This window comes from Candidatus Nitrospira nitrificans, from assembly GCF_001458775.1.
In the GTDB taxonomy this organism is placed as follows: Bacteria; Nitrospirota; Nitrospiria; order Nitrospirales; family Nitrospiraceae; genus Nitrospira_D; species Nitrospira_D nitrificans.
Window position 1 is genome coordinate 419,309 of the sequence record NZ_CZPZ01000001.1, and the last position, 17,139, is coordinate 436,447.

Below are 17,139 nucleotides of genomic sequence, written 5' to 3' on the forward strand. Positions count from 1 at the left end.
ACTTTTCACGCTTCACGTTCTAGTGTACCGCGCTCGCTTTCCGCTTCCGTTCTTCTATGACACGCTTGTAGTCGACCGGCATGACCTTGAGAAACTTCGGCAAGGCAGCCTCGAACGCATCGAGGACCTGTTTGGCTTTCCGGCTTCCCGTATACATGAAGTGTTTCGTGATCAACCCGTGGAGCAATTGCTTGTCTTCCTTCGTCGTCACCGACTCCAGTTCGACCATCCCGGTGTTGCAACGGCTCTGAAATGATCCGGCATCGTCCAGCACAAACGCCACGCCCCCGGACATGCCGGCCGCGAAGTTGCGGCCGGTCCTCCCGAGCACCACGACCACGCCGCCGGTCATATACTCACATCCGTGATCGCCCGTCCCTTCGACAACGGTCTGCGCCCCGCTGTTCCGCACGGCAAACCGTTCACCCGCCATGCCATAGAAATAGGCCTCACCTTGTGTCGCCCCATAAAGCGACGTATTGCCGATCAAAATCGTCTCTTCCGGATTATACAAAATGTTCTTCGGCGGAAAGACGATGATCTTCCCTCCGGACAATCCCTTGCCGATATAGTCGTTGGACTCCCCTTCCAGGGTCAGTGTGATGCCTTTCGCGAGGAAGGCCCCGAACGATTGGCCGGCCGAGCCGGTGAATTTAATCGAGATGGTATCTTCCGGCAATCCGTCCGGCCCATACGTCTTTGCGATCTTGCTGGAAAGCACCGTGCCGGTCGTCCGGTTGATATTTCTGATCGGGAGATCGAGCGCGACCTTCTCACCCTTCTCGATCGCCGCCTTGCAGAGCTCGACAAGCTTATTGTCGAGAATATCGGCAAGACCATGGTCCTGCTTCTGCACGCAATAGCGAGGCACATCCGCCGGCACATCCGGAGCCGTCAGCAACGGCGTGAGGTCCAACCCCTTGGCTTTCCAATGGTCGACGGCTGTCGTGATCCGGAGTTTGTCGACGCAGCCCACCATCTCGTTGATCGTCCGGAAGCCGAGCTTCGCCATCAACTGCCGGGCTTCTTCGGCCACGAAGAACAGGTAGTTGACGATGTGTTCAGGCTTGCCGTTGAACTTCTTGCGCAATTCAGGATCTTGTGTCGCAATCCCGACCGGGCAGGTGTTGAGATGGCACTTGCGCATCATGATACAGCCTTCGACGATGAGGGGGGCCGTCGCGAACCCATACTCTTCCGCGCCGAGCAACGTGGCGATGACCACGTCGCGACCGGTCTTCATTTGACCGTCGGTTTCAACACGGATGCGCCCTCGCAGATCATTGAGGACCAGCGTCTGGTGAGTCTCCGCCAGCCCCAGCTCCCAAGGAATCCCGGCATATTTGATCGATGCCAATGGAGAAGCACCCGTGCCGCCCGAATCGCCGCTGATGAGCACCTTGTCCGCATGGGCCTTGGCCACACCGGCTGCGACTGTGCCGACGCCGACCTCCGCCACCAGTTTGACGGAGACTCCGGCATCGGGATTGGAATTTTTGAGGTCGAAGATCAGCTGGGCTAAATCCTCGATCGAATAGATGTCGTGATGCGGCGGCGGCGAAATCAGTTGCACACCCGGCGTGGCATATCGAAAGCGCGCGATGTTTTCGTCCACCTTGTGCCCCGGCAATTGACCGCCTTCTCCGGGCTTGGCCCCCTGCGCCATCTTGATCTGCAATTCCCGCGCGTTCACGAGATAATGCGCCGTGACCCCGAATCTGGCAGACGCCACCTGTTTGATATAGCTGTTCTTTGAATCGCCGTTCGGCAAGGGCTTGAACCGCTCGGGATCTTCGCCGCCTTCCCCCGTGTTGCTCTTGCCGCCGAGTCGGTTCATCGCGATGGCCAGCGTTTCATGCGCTTCCTTGCTGATCGAGCCGAAGGACATCGCGCCGGTATTGAAACGCTTCACGATGTCTTTGGCCGACTCCACTTCCTCGATCGGAATCGGCTGGGGGACGAACTTGAAATCAAGGAGCCCGCGCAGGTTCGATCGCCGCTTGCTCTCGTCGTTCACGATCTGCGCGAATTCGGCGTAGGTCTTCGGGTCGTTCGAGCGGCTGGCATGCTGCAGCTTGTAGATCGTCTCCGGATTCCAGTTATGGTGCTCACCCTGGATGCGGTAGTGAATCTCGCCGCCGAAATCGAGTTGGCGGATCGCCGCCGGCTCATAGGCAGTGCGGTGTCGGCGTAACGTTTCTTCGCCGACCTCGCGGATGCCGACCCCTTCCACGCGTGACGGGGTCCCGGTGAAGTAGCGATCGATCAGTTCGCGACTCAACCCGATCGCCTCGAAGATCTGCGCCCCGCAGTAAGACTGCACGGTCGAGATGCCCATCTTGGAAAAGATCTTGAGCAGGCCCTTGTTGATGGCCTTGATGAATTTCCCTTCCGCCGTCTGCGCATCGAGTCCTTCCGGCAAATAGTTATCGCGCTCCATGTCGACGAGCGACTCGAACACCAGATAGGGATTGATGGTCCCGGCGCCATAGCCGAGTAGACAGGCAAACTGATGCACATCGCGCGGCTCGCCGGTTTCGAGAATCAAGCCCACTTCAGTTCGCGTGCACTCACGAACCAGGTGATGGTGGACGGCGGAAATCCCGAGCAAACTCGGGATCGGGGCCCACTGTTCATCCACGCCACGATCACTCAAAATGAGAAACTTGTAGCCTTCCTTGATCGCCTGCGAGGCCTGCCGGCAGAGGTCGTCGACCGCCTCGCCAAGCCCATCAGGCCCTTCGGCGACGCGGAACAACATGCGAAGCGTCTTGCTCTTGAAGTGCGGGTCGGAAATGCCTCTGATTTTTTGCAGATCGGCGTTCGTCAGAATCGGCTGCTGCACCTTGATGCGGCGGCACGACTCCGGCGATTCGTCCATCAAGTTCGGCTTCGGGCCGATGTTGGTCACGAGCGACATGACGAGCTGTTCGCGGATCGGATCGATGGGGGGATTCGTCACTTGCGCAAAGAGCTGCTTGAAATATTTGAACAGCAGCTGCGGCCGATCGGACAGCACCGCCAACGGGGTATCGGTGCCCATCGAGGAGATCGCTTCTTCGCCCATCATGATCATCGGCGTGATGACCATTTTGAGCTCCTCGACCGTATAGCCGAAGGCTTGCTGCCGCTGGCGGATCGTCGGGTGGTCGGGCTGCGGGACATTCAGCGGCTCCGGCAACTCATCCAACGAGACCCCGTACTGCGTCACCCAACTGCGATAGGGTTTGCGGCCGACGATATCGGCCTTGATCTCTTCGTCGTCGATGATACGGCCCTGCACCGTATCGACGAGGAACATGCGGCCCGGTTGGAGCCGGCCCTTCATGCGAATCTCTTTCGCGTCGGCCGGCAAGACCCCGGCCTCGGATGCCAGAACCACGAGACCGTCGGTCGTGACGTGATAACGGCAGGGACGCAGCCCATTCCGGTCCAACGTCGCGCCGATCATCTTCCCGTCGGTAAAACAGACGGCTGCCGGCCCGTCCCATGGCTCCATCATCGCCGCGTGATACTGGTAGAAGCCTCGACGATCCAAATCCATCTGGGCATTCGCCACCCAGGGTTCCGGAATCAACATCATCATGGCATGGGGGAGCGAACGACCCCCGAGCAGCAGAAACTCGAGTGTATTGTCGAGACAAGCCGAGTCACTTTGATCCTCCGAGACGATCGGGAACAACTTCTCCATGTCCTTCCCGAACAGCTCGGAATGAAGACGTCCTTGGCGAGCCTTCATCCAATTGACGTTCCCCTTCAGCGTATTGATCTCCCCGTTGTGGCACACATACCGATAGGGATGGGCCCGCGGCCAGGTGGGAAAGGTGTTCGTGCTGAAGCGTGAGTGCACCAAAGCCAGCGCGCTGACCATTCGCTCATCGGTGAGGTCTTGGTAGTAGGCCGCCATTTGATGCGGCAACAACAACCCCTTATAGACGATGGTGTTGGCCGACAGGCTGGAGACGTAGAAGTGTTCCCGTCCTTGAATGGCCGACTCCGCCACGGCCTTTTCAACCCGCTTGCGCGTCACATACAGTTTCCGCTCGAATTGGGATTCGTTCAACGCATCTCGCGCAATGAAGATCTGCCGCATGAACGGCTCGGTCGTTCGCGCTTGCGTACCGATCCGGTCGCTCTTGACCGGCACATCGCGCCACCCAAGCAGACGCAAGCCTTCTTCCACAAGAATCTCCGTGAACAGCTTCTCGCACAGCCGTCGAGCGTCTGCAATAGGCGGTAAAAAGAGCTGGCCGACTCCGTACTCGCCGACATTCGGCAATGACACGCCGACATCCCCCGCGACCCGCTTCAGGAAGGTGTCCGGGATCTGCAACAGGATTCCGGCTCCATCTCCGGTGTGAGGATCACAGCCTTGCGCCCCACGATGGGTCAGGTTCTCCAAGACTTGAAGCCCTTTGCGGACGATGTCATGGGATTTCTTCCCTTTGATATTGACGACAAAACCGATCCCACAGGAGTCCTTCTCGTGCCGAGGATCGTAGAGCCCTTGCTGGCGGGGAAATCCAGGAATATTCATGTACCTATCTCGTTAAAAGACTGAGAGTTTTTCCTATGTATGCAGGGAAGAAACACGCGAGAAACCTGGGGTGGATGTGCCCCTCTGACGCTCAGGGTGAACCTCACCCGATTGTTACGATGGGACCTTACTGGATGGGTCATTCTTCTGTCAAGATTGCGGCAGTCCATACCTCTTTCATTTGCTTGACTTTATTTCCTCGGCTGCCATACCATCCGCGACATGACACAAGGTCCAGCGATCGCAACCCTGCACAGTATGTCGGATGTGTGGGACGCCTACCGTGGCGAACTGGACGGAGTGGAAGATCGAGTCAGGGGGAACCTCGACTCCAGCGTCACCCTGGTCAATACGGTCGCTGCCCATATCTTGAGCGGTGGCGGCAAACGCATCAGACCTCTGCTGCTCCTCCTGTCGGCTCGCCTCTGCGGCTATCCCGGCGCCGAGCATCATCAGCTTGGCAGCATCGTAGAATTCATCCACACCGCCACGCTGTTACACGACGATGTCGTCGATGACGCCGATCTCCGGCGAGGCAGAAGAGCCGCGCGTAAAGTGTGGGGAAACCAGATCAGCATTCTCGTCGGCGATTACCTCTATACAAAGGCCATGTGCAAAGTCGTTGAGTTCCAGAATCAAGGCATCAATGAAGTCCTGGCCGAGGCCTGCAACAAAATGGCGGAAGGTGAAGTCCTTCAGCTGTACTATAACGGCAACCCCTCGATGCCGGAAATCGAGTATATCAAGATCGTCGAGCATAAGACCGCCGGTCTCATCGCGGCGGCTTGCCGCATGGGCGCCATTCTGGCCGAAGCGTCTGAAATCCAACAGGGGGCGCTGTTCCGCTTCGGACAATACCTCGGCATCGCCTTTCAAGTCGCCGACGATACCTTGGATTACATCGCAAACGGCGAGTCGCTCGGAAAAACGATCGGGCAAGATCTCCGGCAGGGCAAAGCGACGCTGCCGCTGCTCCATCTGTTGCAACATTGCTCGGAGCAGGACCGCCAAATGATCAAGGACCGCATGGAAACCCGGACGCTCAGCACGGCCGATCTTGAACGAATTTTATTGTTGATGGCCGATTTCGGTTCGATCACCTATGCGATGGATCGCGCGAGCGCCTATATCGCCGCCGCTAAACATGAGCTTGAACGCTTCGACGATAGTACCGCACGCCGTGCGCTGTCGGTCGCCGCTGATTACATGATTACCCGCGATCGATAGTTGTCTCCCACTCACTGGAAGAACGCCGGGCTGTAGAAGCGGCACAGCGTAGGGCGAAAGGACCCCACCTCTCCTGTAACCATCAAACCGTCGTCACCGTCACGACATTACCAAGGGGTTGTTCATGTCACAGATTTTTCCATTCCAGGGCATGCTGTACGATCAAACGCTCGTGGGCGCTATCAAGGATGTGGTCGCCCCGCCGTACGACATTATCGACACGAATGGGCAGAAACGACTTCACGACCGCCATCCCCACAACATCATCCGAATGGAGTTGGGGCTCGACCAACCTGGCGACAGCCCCGCCCATAACCGATACACCCGAGCAGCCTCGACGCTGCGGACCTGGCTCAACGAGGGTATCCTCAAGCGCGAGGCCCGGCCGGCCGTCTACTATCACACGATCGAATATACTCCTCCCTATTCCGCGCTCGATGCTCCGAAGAAGGTGCTTCGTGGATTTCTGGCGCTGGCCAAGCTGGAGGCGCTCGACTCCGGACATATCTATCCCCACGAGAACACACGCGCCGCGGCGAAGACTGATCGCCTGAACCTGATCGAAGCCTGTCGCTCAAACTTCAGCCCGATCTGGTCTCTCTATTCCGATCCGCTCGGTGCCATCATCCAACTTCTGGAAACGGCGGTCAAAGGCACACCGGCGCGCTACGACTTTCAAGACGATGCCGGTTGTCGGGAATGCCTGTGGGCCGTGACCGATGAGACCGTACTGAAACACGTGACCGATGCGATGCGCAACAAGCCGCTGTTCATTGCGGACGGTCACCATCGCTATGAAACGGCGCTGAATTATCAAACGCTCCGGCGACAGCAGGCGGGCTGTCGGACGGGGCTGCAACCCTACGACTCGGTGCTCATGCTGCTCACTCCGCTTGAAGATCCAGGGTTGACGGTATTACCGACGCACCGCGTTGCGACCACCCCTTTGCCGTCTTCGGACCAGATCAAGACGGCACTGGGCGACGTGTTCGAGCTTCGAGAATTCCCCTTTGACGCATCCACTCACGATCACACACGTGCACGATTCCTGGCCAGCTTGCGGACCGAAGGAAAGAATGCTCCCGTGTTCGGGCTGGCGCGCCAAGGCGACGACCGCTACGTCATCCTCACGCTGAAGCCGGCCCATCGACCTTCCATTCAGGCCTCCCCTCGAGCCAAACTCGACGTCTCCCTGCTGCAGCAGCTGATCGTGACCAGGCTCTGTCCGACGCAGCGGGAACAAGAAGCCATCCTGTACACCAAGGACGACCACGAAGCCCTGGACTGGGTGGCCAACGGAACAGGGACGGGCGCATTCCTGCTCAACGCCACGAAGGTCGGTGAAGTGCAAGCGGTCGCGGCTGCGGGGGAGCGGATGCCGCACAAATCAACGTATTTTTACCCGAAGCCGTTGACGGGGCTCGTCATCAATGTACAAGAGTAAATCATCGGTCAGCAGTCATGAGTCAGAAGAACACGCGATGCGGTCTTCAGATACCGATGACGAATGACCAATGACAGAGGCTGCGCTATGAACGCCAAGATTCTCATTGTCGACGATGACCCCGACATCGTCATGATGCTCGAGGACCGCCTCCAGGCCTCCGGGTACGAGACCGTCTCGGCCACCGAGGGGCAGGAGGCGCTTGACCGCATCGTTCACGAGTCTCCGCAGCTGATCCTCCTGGACCTCACACTGCCGAAAGTATCGGGGCTCGATGTCCTCAAGCGTTTGTCCCAGATAAAACCGTCGGAAAATATTCCCGTCATCGTCATGACCGCGCATGGCTCCGTTGAAGCCGCGGTGGAGGCCATGAAGGAAGGGGCGTACGACTTTCTGACCAAACCTCTCGACAAAGACCATCTGTTGATCGTGATTCGCAAAGCCTTGGAGCGGGATGCGCTGCGACGCCAGGTCGCCTACCTCCGCTCCGAGGTCGACGGCCGTTACGCCTCCATCGTCGGCAACAGCCCCTCCGTCAAGTCTGTCGTGGACGCGGCACAACGGGCCGCCAAATCCGATGCGAGCGTGTTGCTCCTCGGCGAAAGCGGGACCGGCAAGGAACTCTTCGCTCGGTCGATCCATCAGTGGAGCCATCGTTGCGCCATGCCGCTCATCGTCATCAACTGCGTCGCCTTGACGGAGACGTTGCTGGAGAATGAACTGTTTGGACATGAGCGAGGGGCTTTCACCGGGGCCGACCGCCAGCAGAAGGGCAAACTCGAAACGGCCGACGGCGGAACCGTCTTCCTTGACGAGATCGGAGACATGTCCCTTCCGTTGCAGGCAAAGCTGTTACGAGTCCTGCAAGACCGGGAGTTTCACCGTGTCGGCGGGTCCAAGACCGTCTCGGTGAACATTCGCATCATTGCGGCCACGAACAAGGATCTTCGGCAAGCCGTGCGAGCAGGCCAGTTTCGCGAAGACCTCTATTTTCGGCTCAACGTCGTGACTCTCACGCTGCCGCCGCTTCGCGAACGATCAGGGGACGTCCCTGCCCTGGCCCAGTTCTTTTTGGATCGGCATACGAGAGACGCGAAACGACCGGGTATGGCGTTGAGCACGGCCGCGGTCGAGGCCTTGACCCGCTATCCATGGCCGGGGAATATTCGGGAATTAGATAACGTGATCGCCCGCGCCGTCGTCTTGAGCCCGAAGGATATCATTGAACCAGAGATGTTGGCACTCCTGGCGGAGGACACCATCTTCTGTCGGAGCAAAGACGATCCGCTGCCGTATCTGAACCTGCCTTACCATGAATCGATGGAACAACACAGCCGCTATATCATCGCGCGCGCGATGGAGCTGGCCGAAGGCAATCAGACAAAAGCCGCTGAATCACTCAAACTGCAACGAACCTACCTGGCTCGATTACTCAAACAGCAAAAATAGGCGAGACGAAGCGACCGGTCTAGCCAAGCGGCGCGCGCGATTCGGCAAGCTGACGGGCTTCCAAACGAATCAATCCCGCTCGGACATCCCGTTCCGCCTGTGCGTAGCGCTCGGCCGTGCCGATGTCCGACCAATACCCATGCAGATCATACCCGAGCACCGGTTCTCCCTGCTCGATGGCTCTCACATACGGATCGATGATCGAGGAGGCCACTCCTTTCGGCACCTGCCGGAGCAACCGAGGATGCAAGATGTGAATCCCGGCGAACATACGAGGCATCGCTGGAACGGAATCCGCAAGCCCTCTTCCGGTGATACGCAGGATCCGCCCTTTCTCTCCCACTTCAACCAGCCCCCAACGGGCTGCCTCCGAATCTTCCCGGAGCACCAAGGTTGCCGCCGCGTTGCTGGCGCGATGAAAATCGCAGAGCGCCTCAAGATCCAACTCCACCAGCGTATCTCCGTTGAGAATCAACACCGGCTCCCCCGAAAAATGGGGCTCAGCCTGTTTAATCCCACCGCCGGTCCCCAGAATGACCGGTTCATTGGAGTAGAGGATCCGAATCCCGAATTTCGACCCGGTGCCCAAGGCCTGTTCGATCATCGGCCCCAGATGATGCAAATTGATGACGACCTGACGGAACCCATGCCGCTTCAGCAGCAAGAGATTCCAGACGATGAGCGGCACCCCATCGACCGGCAACAACGGTTTCGGAATGGTGTGCGTCAGCGGTCTCAGGCGGGTGCCAAGACCGGCCGCTAAAATCATTGCTCGCATGGTGTGCTCGCAAAGGCGGGAAAAGTAAAACGTGAACGGTGAAACGCCGTGGGAGAGGAGCCCATGCTGAGCTTTCCCACACGTTTCACGTCTTACTGCAGCTCCGGCACATACGGCGTGAGGCGCTTCCGAAGCATATCCAGCTCCGGATGTTTTTCAAGATTGCGTTTGACGTAGCTCAAGACGCGAGGAATATCGGCTAAAAACTTCGAGTTGCCTTTGACCCGATCAATGTAGACAAACCGGCCGGCCGCCTTCAAATTGCGCTGAATGCTCGTCAGGTCAAAGAGCCGTCGAAACGCGGCACGATTGGTCCAAACGAATCGCCGTTCGGCCAGTTGATCGAGGTAGTACTCCACCAAATCGTCAACGAGGGTTTCGTCGAGTCGGATGTAAGCGTCCCGTAAGAGTGAGGCTAGGTCGTAGGTTGCCGGTCCCATCAACGCATCCTGAAAGTCGATCACGCCGAGCCGAAGCCCGTCGACCATCAAATTGCGAGAGTGATAATCGCGATGCGTAAAGACGCGTGGCTGCCCGGCGAGCAATTCCGCAATCCTTTCGAACTCCCGTCGTATCGCCGTGGCGTCCTCTTCAGGCAACGGGCTGCCGCGACGCGCCACCACGCCATACTCAAGGAAATGATCGAACTCCCACATCAGCAAGGGCACATCGAAACTGCGGTGAAACGCCAGGCACCCAGGATCCGCCGGCGTCGTGGCGTGGACCTGCATCTGCACCAGGACATTGATGGCCTGTTTGTACCGTGACTCCACGCTCGGCGCATCCGCCTGACTGACGGCCTCCGCCAATGTCACATCTCCGAAGTCTTCCAGGTACAGCAACCCCGCGGATTGATCATAGTAGTGGAGTGCCGGCACCGGCACCTTCGTTTTGGCCAGATGCGACATGATGTTGATGAAGGGTAGTTCAGAAATCTGATGGATCCCCCCACTGACCGCCTCTTCAGACTGTTTGAAACCTTCCGGCTCAGCCAGCTGCATCACGATCACAGTATGTGGTGGCCCGCCTGAAACGGTGGCCCGATAGTAGCGCCGATTGGAGGCATCACCTGCCAATGGCGTCAGCGCCTTCAAAACGAGGCCGGGAGAAAAACGAGTCTCGACGGCCTGGGCGATGAGGGTATAGTCGGGAGGAGACAGCAGCGGAGCCTTGATAGACGTGGGACGGGCCGGCAACATATTCAGCAGATTATAGCGAGGGTTCCACGACTTGTCACGAACACCTCGGATTCGATCGGCCTTACCGCAGCGCTTCTGGCATCGAGCCTACCGGCCTGAGACTCGACACCCGATGCATGACGGTCACTCCGATCGCAGCTCCGACCGTATCCGCCACCCAATCCAACCAGTTGGCATCCCGGAATGGGACAAAGGCCTGATGGATCTCGTCGCTCATCCCATACATTGAGGCCAGAAGGATGGCCATCGGAATCGCTTGCTGTCTCCACGCATCATTCCCGCTTCCCCGAAGAGCCCGGTAGCACAACGCGCCGAATACCGCATACTCGATCGCATGCAAAACTTTATCACTGAAATGCGTGACGAACGGCAACTGCTCGTCAGGGTGAGGCTGCACGGATAAATAAAAAATGAGCCCGGCATATCCGCACACCGGCCCCCAGTACCGAAGAAATATCACCATCATCAACTCCTCATGCGATGTTCTATCACAAATCTGCCCGTGGATTGCATGCTCATACCCCCTATGACATACTCGCGAGAAGGAGGAAATCGGCATCAATGAAGCATGTCCACGTGTGCTTTTTGTGGCATATGCACCAGCCCTATTACACCGATCCAGTGGCCGGATCGGCCAGCATGCCGTGGGTACGCCTCCATGCGACCAAGGCCTATTACGATATGGCCTATCTGTTGGAGAAGTTTCCCGGCGTGAACGCCACGTTTAATTTCACTCCATCCCTCCTCTTGCAGTTACAGGAGATCGGCAGCGGGAAGGTCCTCGACCTGTTTCTCGAACATGCACAGCGCCCAGCGGCCGACCTCACGCACGAAGAAAAAGCCTTTCTGGTCCGTCATTTCTTTTCAGCCAACTGGGCGACAATGGTCCGCCCCTATCCACGATACCATGAGTTGCTGGTGAAACGCGGACTGGACGTCCCGGGACAGGATCTCCATCGCGTCGCCCGTCAATTCTCCACGCAAGAACTGCTGGACCTCCAGGTATGGCACAATCTCGCCTGGTTCGGATATGGCACCGTTCAACAATATCCTCGTCTGGCCGCGCTACGCCAGAAAAATCGAGGCTTCACCGAGGATGACAAGCAGGAACTCTTGGATCTGCAACGGCTGGCCGTGCGAGAAATCCTCCCGCTGTACCGACGGCTCTTGGAACGGGGGCAAGTCGAACTGACGACGACACCCTTCTATCATCCGATTCTTCCGCTGGTGATCGACACCGATATCAACCGGCGAGCCAGGCCGGACCTTCCCTTGCCCGCCCGTTTTCATGCTCCGGAGGATGCCGCGGCCCAACTCCAGCAGGCCGTTGAATATCATCAGCGCACATTCGGTCGGGCTCCGACCGGCCTGTGGCCGTCGGAAGGGTCTGTGTGTCCCGAGATGCTTCCGCTGATCCATCAGACCGGCCTTCGCTGGTTTGCCACGGACGAAGGTATTCTCGCACGCTCCCTGGGAATGTGCGGCCGTCCATGGCATCGGCAGTCCGCGCTCTATCAACCCTATCGCATCGGTGAACCCGAGCACGCATTGACCGTATTGTTTCGCGATCGCGAGATCTCCGACGCATTCGGATTCGTCTATCACAAGACGACGCCCGAATCCGCCGCCGAGGATGTCCTGCGGCGTGTGCGAGGCATTCTTCACGACACACCGCAAGAGAAGATCGTCATCCCCATCATCCTGGACGGCGAAAACCCATGGGAACACTATCACGACGGCGGAGAGCGGTTCCTGTCTCTTCTATACGAATCCCTCACCAACCACGAGCTGGATCACGCCGGAGAGGTGATGGTCCAGGCCTCGACCATGTCGGATGCAATGACCGCCGTGCAACCCGCACAACAGCTCCCCTGCCTCCATTCCGGCTCCTGGATCAATTCCGACTACAAGATCTGGATCGGACACCAGGAAGACAACTGCGGGTGGGATCTCCTCGGTCACACTCGCACACAGCTGATGAATCTCGCGCAAAGTCTTCCGCCCGATCGCGCGCAAGCGGCTTGGCAAGAACTCTACGCAGCCGAGGGCAGCGACTGGTTCTGGTGGTACGGCGATGATTTCGATACCGACTTTAAGCCTGAATTCGATCGGCTCTTCCGCACCCATCTTCGGAACGTCTGGACGCACATGGGCATTCCGCCCCCCGAGCAACTGAATGCCCCGATCTGTATCAGGACCATCGCCTCCGAATCCGATTCAGTCCAACAGCCGCTCGTCCTGTTGAATCCCGCAATCGACGGCAAGGTGACCGACTTTTTCGAATGGCGTGGCGCGGGGAACATCAACACCCGACCCCCGCTGGGAGCCATGTGGAAAGCCGACGGACTCTTCACGGCGATCCAATTCGGCTGGACTTTGGATCAGCTCGTGATGAGATTCGACCCCGACGAAACGAGTGCGACCAGGCAGGGCCTTGACGTCGACATTCTGTTGCAAGGGCCTCGATTCACCTTTCGACTGACGTTTTCGCTTGCCTCGCCGGGCCCGGAAGCTTTTCTCTTGTCTCGCCAGACCCAAGCAGACGCCTGGCAGGAGATCGGGGCCTATCGTTCAATCATGGCCCGCGCCATTCTGGAGTTGGCCGTCCCCAGGAAAGAGCTGTGTTTGGAACAAGGGGATACGATCCAGATGGCGATCATCGTGCGGGAACACGGCCTCGAAGTCGCTCGCTATCCTGGCCATCGTCCGGCTGTCCTCACGGTACCCGGGCCGGAATTTGAGGCGGAACTGTGGAGAGTGTGATCGGCGGGAATAGTGAATGAATGGAACATGGTTACTGGTTGAATTGTTGACACCCATTCTACATTCACCATCAAACATTCAACATTTGCATGGAGGCACATGCCGGATCTAAGACGTGACCCCGTTGTGGGCCGCTGGGTGATCATTTCCACCGAACGCAGGGGCCGCCCGCATGACTTTATCAATCTGCGACCGGCCCGACCGGTTTCGACGGCCCTCTGTCCGTTTTGCCCGGGGCAGGAACGGCTCACGCCGAAAGAAATCATGGCCTATCGACCGCAGCCGGCCGGACCCAATTCTCCGAACTGGACCGTGCGTGTCGTCCCGAATAAATTTCCTGCGCTGCAAGTTGAAGGTGACATGGGTCGCGAGGGGATCGGACTTTACGATCGCATGAACGGCGTGGGCGCCCATGAAGTCATCATTGAAACACCGACACATGTCGAAGGCCTTGCCGATCTGCCGACCAAGAAGATCGAGGACGTGCTGTGGGCCTATCGAGACCGAATGATCGACCTCAGAAAGGACATTCGATTTCGCTACATTCTCATTTTCAAGAACCACGGCGCGTCCGCCGGCGCCACCCTGGAACACAGCCATTCTCAACTCATTGCCCTGCCGATCGTCCCGACCAACGTGCAGGAGGAGTTGGACGGATGCCGCGCGCACTATCAGCAGAAGGAGCGTTGCATTTACTGCGACATTCTCCGACAAGATCTCTCGGAGGGAGATCGAATCGTCGCCGAGAATCCGGAGTTTCTCTGCGTCACACCCTTCGCGCCACGATTCCCCTTCGAAATGTGGATTCTTCCCAAGCGCCATGCGGCATATTTTGAGGAAAGCCAGAAATCGCAGTTCGAATTTCTGGCCCCGATCCTTTCGGAGTCGTTGCGTCGCATGGACACAGTGTTGTCTCGCCCCTCGTACAACTTCATTCTCCACAGTTCTCCCCTGCATGAGAAAACCGGCGAGTACTACCATTGGCACCTGGAGATCATCCCCAAACTCACGCAAGTCGCCGGCTTCGAATGGGGCACCGGCTTCTACATCAATCCGGTGTCGCCGGAAGAAGCTGCGACGTTCCTCCGCGAAGCAGGAATCTAGATGCCGGTCCGCTTTCGCATCGAAGATCCCGCGCTTGCGGGAGCGCTGGGCAAGATTGAGCAATTGATTCGCCGCGCCGGCGGGAGAACATGGCTGGTCGGCGGCTCGGTCCGGGATCTCGCGCTCGGCCGACAGCCCCGTGATTTAGACCTCGAAGTGACGGGTGTGCCGCCCGGCCAACTCCATGCGCTGCTGGATGGGCACTTCTCCGTGCAATTCGTCGGAAAAGCGTTCGCGGTCTTCAAGCTGCAAGGTCTACCGGTCGATCTTTCCGTTCCCTCCCGCATGCTTTCTGACGACACCTCCCTCTCCGGCTTGCTGAGACAGGCCGATCCCAATATGCCGATCGACGAGGCGCTTGCACGGCGAGACTTCACGATGAACGCAATGGCCTGGGATCCGGACACCAGAGAGCTTCGCGATCCCTTCAACGGTCGCAGCGACCTTGATGCACGGATCTTGCGCCACGCGTCGAGCCGATTCGCGGAAGATCCTCTGCGCGTCTTGCGCGGCATGCAGCTGGCCGCTCGCTTTGAACTCGCGGGCGCGCCGGAAACAGTCGCCTTGTGTCAAACACTCTCCCAGGAGAACCAACCCAGCGAGCGTCTGTGGGAAGAATGGAAGAAGCTGCTCCTTCAAGGCCGTAAACCATCGCTGGGTTTGCAGTTCTTACGTCACTGCGGCTGGCTCCGTTTCTATCCGGAGCTCGCGGCCCTTGAAGGCTGTCCACAAGACCCCATCTGGCACCCGGAAGGCGACGTCTGGATTCACACGCTCCATTGTCTGGATTGGTTCGCCGCAGAGCGAACCGGCGATGAACCGGACGACCTGGCCGTTGGGTTGGGCGTCCTCTGCCACGACTTCGGCAAACCGGCCGCGACCAGAGCGGAATATGGACACGTCACCTCGCGAGGTCATGAAGCGGAAGGGGCCGGCCCAACGAAACGTTTTCTTGAGCGGCTGACGAACCAGCACCATTTGATCGATGAAGTGATCCCTCTGGTATTGTGCCATCTTCGTCCTCGTGCCCTCCACGATGCCGACGCTTCGGACAGCGCAGTTCGTCGATTGGCAAGACAAGTCAAGCGCATCGACCGATTGGTGCGCGTGGCCCGAGCCGACCATGCCGGCCGCCCGCCGAAACAGTTTGATGGATTTCCCGCCGGCGAGTGGTTGTTGAGCCGGGCACAACAGCTGTCAGTGGACCGTCAGACACCTCCTCCCATTGTCACGGGTCGTCACCTGTTGGATGTGGGGATCCAGCCTGGTCCTGACATGGGCCGACTCCTTGATGACTGTTATGAGGCACAACTTGATGGGGTCTTCGCAACGCTGGAAGAGGGTTTGAACTATGCGAAAAGCAGGCACTCCGCTCTGTAGTCGGCGGGCCTGAAACCTTACCGCCTGTTCCTCGGATGCCTCTTCCTCCACACGTTACTTCCTCTCTGATGAGAACTCGCAAAGCGGCAGTCGCTTAGGTAATAGCAATTGGAATGAGGCAGTTTGGTCATGTCCAGACTATTCTGCTACAGCACTCTGTAGGATAAATCATTCGGAGCTTCATGAGAGGAATTTCGTAACCTGCTGATTACCTGATGCTCTCTGTTTCATCTTCCAAATAGGGCAGAATGGCACTACCTTTGCTGTATACCTTCGCAAGTGCCAAATGAACGGCACACATATCTTCTAATTTCTTAATAGGGGGTTCTTATAATGAAAAGCATGTTGATGGCAGTGATGGCAGTGGCAGTGGCAGTGACGTTCAGCGCGCCAGCCTTCGCCGGCGAGAAGAAGGAAGAGAAGAAGGGTGGCCATGTCGTGATTTCTGCTGAAGAGAAGAAGAAGGATGGCAAGGCCGACGAGACTTTCGGCGATAAGAAAGAAGAGAAGAAGGGTGGCCACGCGGACACCTTTGGCGACAAGAAGGACGAAAAGGGCGGAAAGTAGACTCGGCTGGTGAGACTGAGGGGGCTTTCTGCCTAAAGGGAGAAAGCCCCCCAGTGTTTTTTCCTCCTAGAACAGAGCCCCACCCTCTCGATTGCTATGCTCTCTCCGAGCTGTATGATTCAGACTACACCGCTCTCCATCTGATCTTGCTGGTCACTGCAGATAGTCCACTCACATTTCATATACTTCCAATGACTTCCAGCTGAATACTTCCGCATTGACATCGGTACAAACTTTGCTCATATCGATCACTACACACGCTGCTCGCAGCAAACCTGTGCTATAGGATTCTCAAAATCGATGACCAATCCCTATCATTTATTTCGGATTTGTTTCTTCCTGCTTGTGACGGCGGGGTGTGCTTCGTCTGACCCCACACTAACCAACCCTGCGTCAGGCACAGGCAATGGAACCGCCACACTTTCCTGGGATGGCAATGAACAAGCAAACGTTGCTGGACACAAGATCTATCAGGCAACAGCCCCTGGTAAGTATGGTGCGCCGATAGCGACCGTCCCCATGACTGTCACGAGCTACACCGTGACAGGTCTTGAAGCCGGGACCACCTATTTTTTCACAGTCACCGCATACAATGCGGGTGGCGCCGAAAGTTCTTTCTCAAACGAAGTGAGCAAGACCATCCCCTAACCACCCCCCGGACCTCAAATCCAGACTTTTCCGGCGTTCGTCT

12 protein-coding genes are annotated in these 17,139 nt (G+C 57.8%); 8 read left to right on the forward strand and 4 right to left on the reverse strand.

Translation table 11 applies throughout. The features are described 5' to 3' along the window. Window positions 1-19: 19 nt before the first annotated feature. Window positions 20-4,537 carry a glutamate synthase large subunit gene (gene gltB, locus COMA2_RS01820; protein ID WP_090894105.1) on the reverse strand — a complete coding sequence of 1,506 codons (4,518 nt, stop codon included), beginning with the start codon at window positions 4,535-4,537 and terminating at the stop codon, window positions 20-22. Window positions 4,538-4,759: 222 nt separating this feature from the next. On the opposite strand from gltB, the gene COMA2_RS01825 reads away from it, so the two are divergent. The 3 genes from COMA2_RS01825 to COMA2_RS01835 all read left to right on the forward strand — a co-directional run bounded on the left by COMA2_RS01825 (window position 4,760) and on the right by COMA2_RS01835 (window position 8,657). Beyond that, the gene (locus COMA2_RS01825; RefSeq protein WP_090894107.1) at window positions 4,760-5,764 is read left to right on the forward strand and encodes a polyprenyl synthetase family protein; all 1,005 of its coding nucleotides are present in this window, start codon (window positions 4,760-4,762) and stop codon (window positions 5,762-5,764) included. 124 nt (window positions 5,765-5,888) lie between these two features. Beyond that, window positions 5,889-7,208, forward strand: a complete 1,320-nt coding sequence (locus COMA2_RS01830) for a DUF1015 domain-containing protein (RefSeq protein ID WP_090894109.1) — start codon at window positions 5,889-5,891, stop codon at window positions 7,206-7,208. 87 nt (window positions 7,209-7,295) lie between these two features. Further along, entirely contained in the window at window positions 7,296-8,657 is a 1,362-nt protein-coding gene (locus COMA2_RS01835; protein WP_090894110.1) for a sigma-54-dependent transcriptional regulator, read from the forward strand. 19 nt (window positions 8,658-8,676) lie between these two features. On the opposite strand, the gene COMA2_RS01840 is transcribed toward COMA2_RS01835, so the two are convergent. The 3 genes from COMA2_RS01840 to COMA2_RS01850 all read right to left on the reverse strand — a co-directional run bounded on the left by COMA2_RS01840 (window position 8,677) and on the right by COMA2_RS01850 (window position 11,100). Then, complete coding sequence (locus tag COMA2_RS01840) at window positions 8,677-9,435, reverse strand: nucleotidyltransferase family protein (protein ID WP_090894112.1); 759 nt, start codon at window positions 9,433-9,435, stop codon at window positions 8,677-8,679. Between the two features lie 92 nt (window positions 9,436-9,527). Further along, window positions 9,528-10,634 (reverse strand): aminoglycoside phosphotransferase family protein, encoded by a 1,107-nt coding sequence (locus COMA2_RS01845; RefSeq protein WP_090894114.1) that lies wholly within the window; start codon window positions 10,632-10,634, stop codon window positions 9,528-9,530. A gap of 61 nt (window positions 10,635-10,695) precedes the next feature. Continuing rightward, complete coding sequence (locus COMA2_RS01850; RefSeq protein ID WP_090894116.1) at window positions 10,696-11,100, reverse strand: VanZ family protein; 405 nt, start codon at window positions 11,098-11,100, stop codon at window positions 10,696-10,698. Window positions 11,101-11,195: 95 nt separating this feature from the next. Between COMA2_RS01850 and COMA2_RS01855 the strand changes: the two genes are divergently transcribed. The 5 genes from COMA2_RS01855 (at window position 11,196) to COMA2_RS01875 (ending at window position 17,096) form a co-directional block, all read left to right on the forward strand. Next, entirely contained in the window at window positions 11,196-13,397 is a 2,202-nt protein-coding gene (locus tag COMA2_RS01855; protein WP_175304335.1) for a glycoside hydrolase family 57 protein, read from the forward strand. A 69-nt stretch (window positions 13,398-13,466) separates the two neighbouring features. After that, window positions 13,467-14,501 (forward strand): galactose-1-phosphate uridylyltransferase, encoded by a 1,035-nt coding sequence (gene galT, locus COMA2_RS01860; RefSeq protein ID WP_281176420.1) that lies wholly within the window; start codon window positions 13,467-13,469, stop codon window positions 14,499-14,501. After that, on the forward strand, window positions 14,502-15,881 hold the full coding sequence (locus tag COMA2_RS01865; protein ID WP_090894120.1) for a CCA tRNA nucleotidyltransferase: 1,380 nt from the start codon (window positions 14,502-14,504) through the stop codon (window positions 15,879-15,881). 342 nt (window positions 15,882-16,223) lie between these two features. Then, window positions 16,224-16,448, forward strand: a complete 225-nt coding sequence (locus COMA2_RS01870; RefSeq protein WP_245630802.1) for a hypothetical protein — start codon at window positions 16,224-16,226, stop codon at window positions 16,446-16,448. Window positions 16,449-16,748: 300 nt separating this feature from the next. Next, on the forward strand, window positions 16,749-17,096 hold the full coding sequence (locus COMA2_RS01875; RefSeq protein ID WP_090894124.1) for a fibronectin type III domain-containing protein: 348 nt from the start codon (window positions 16,749-16,751) through the stop codon (window positions 17,094-17,096). Window positions 17,097-17,139: the final 43 nt, after the last annotated feature.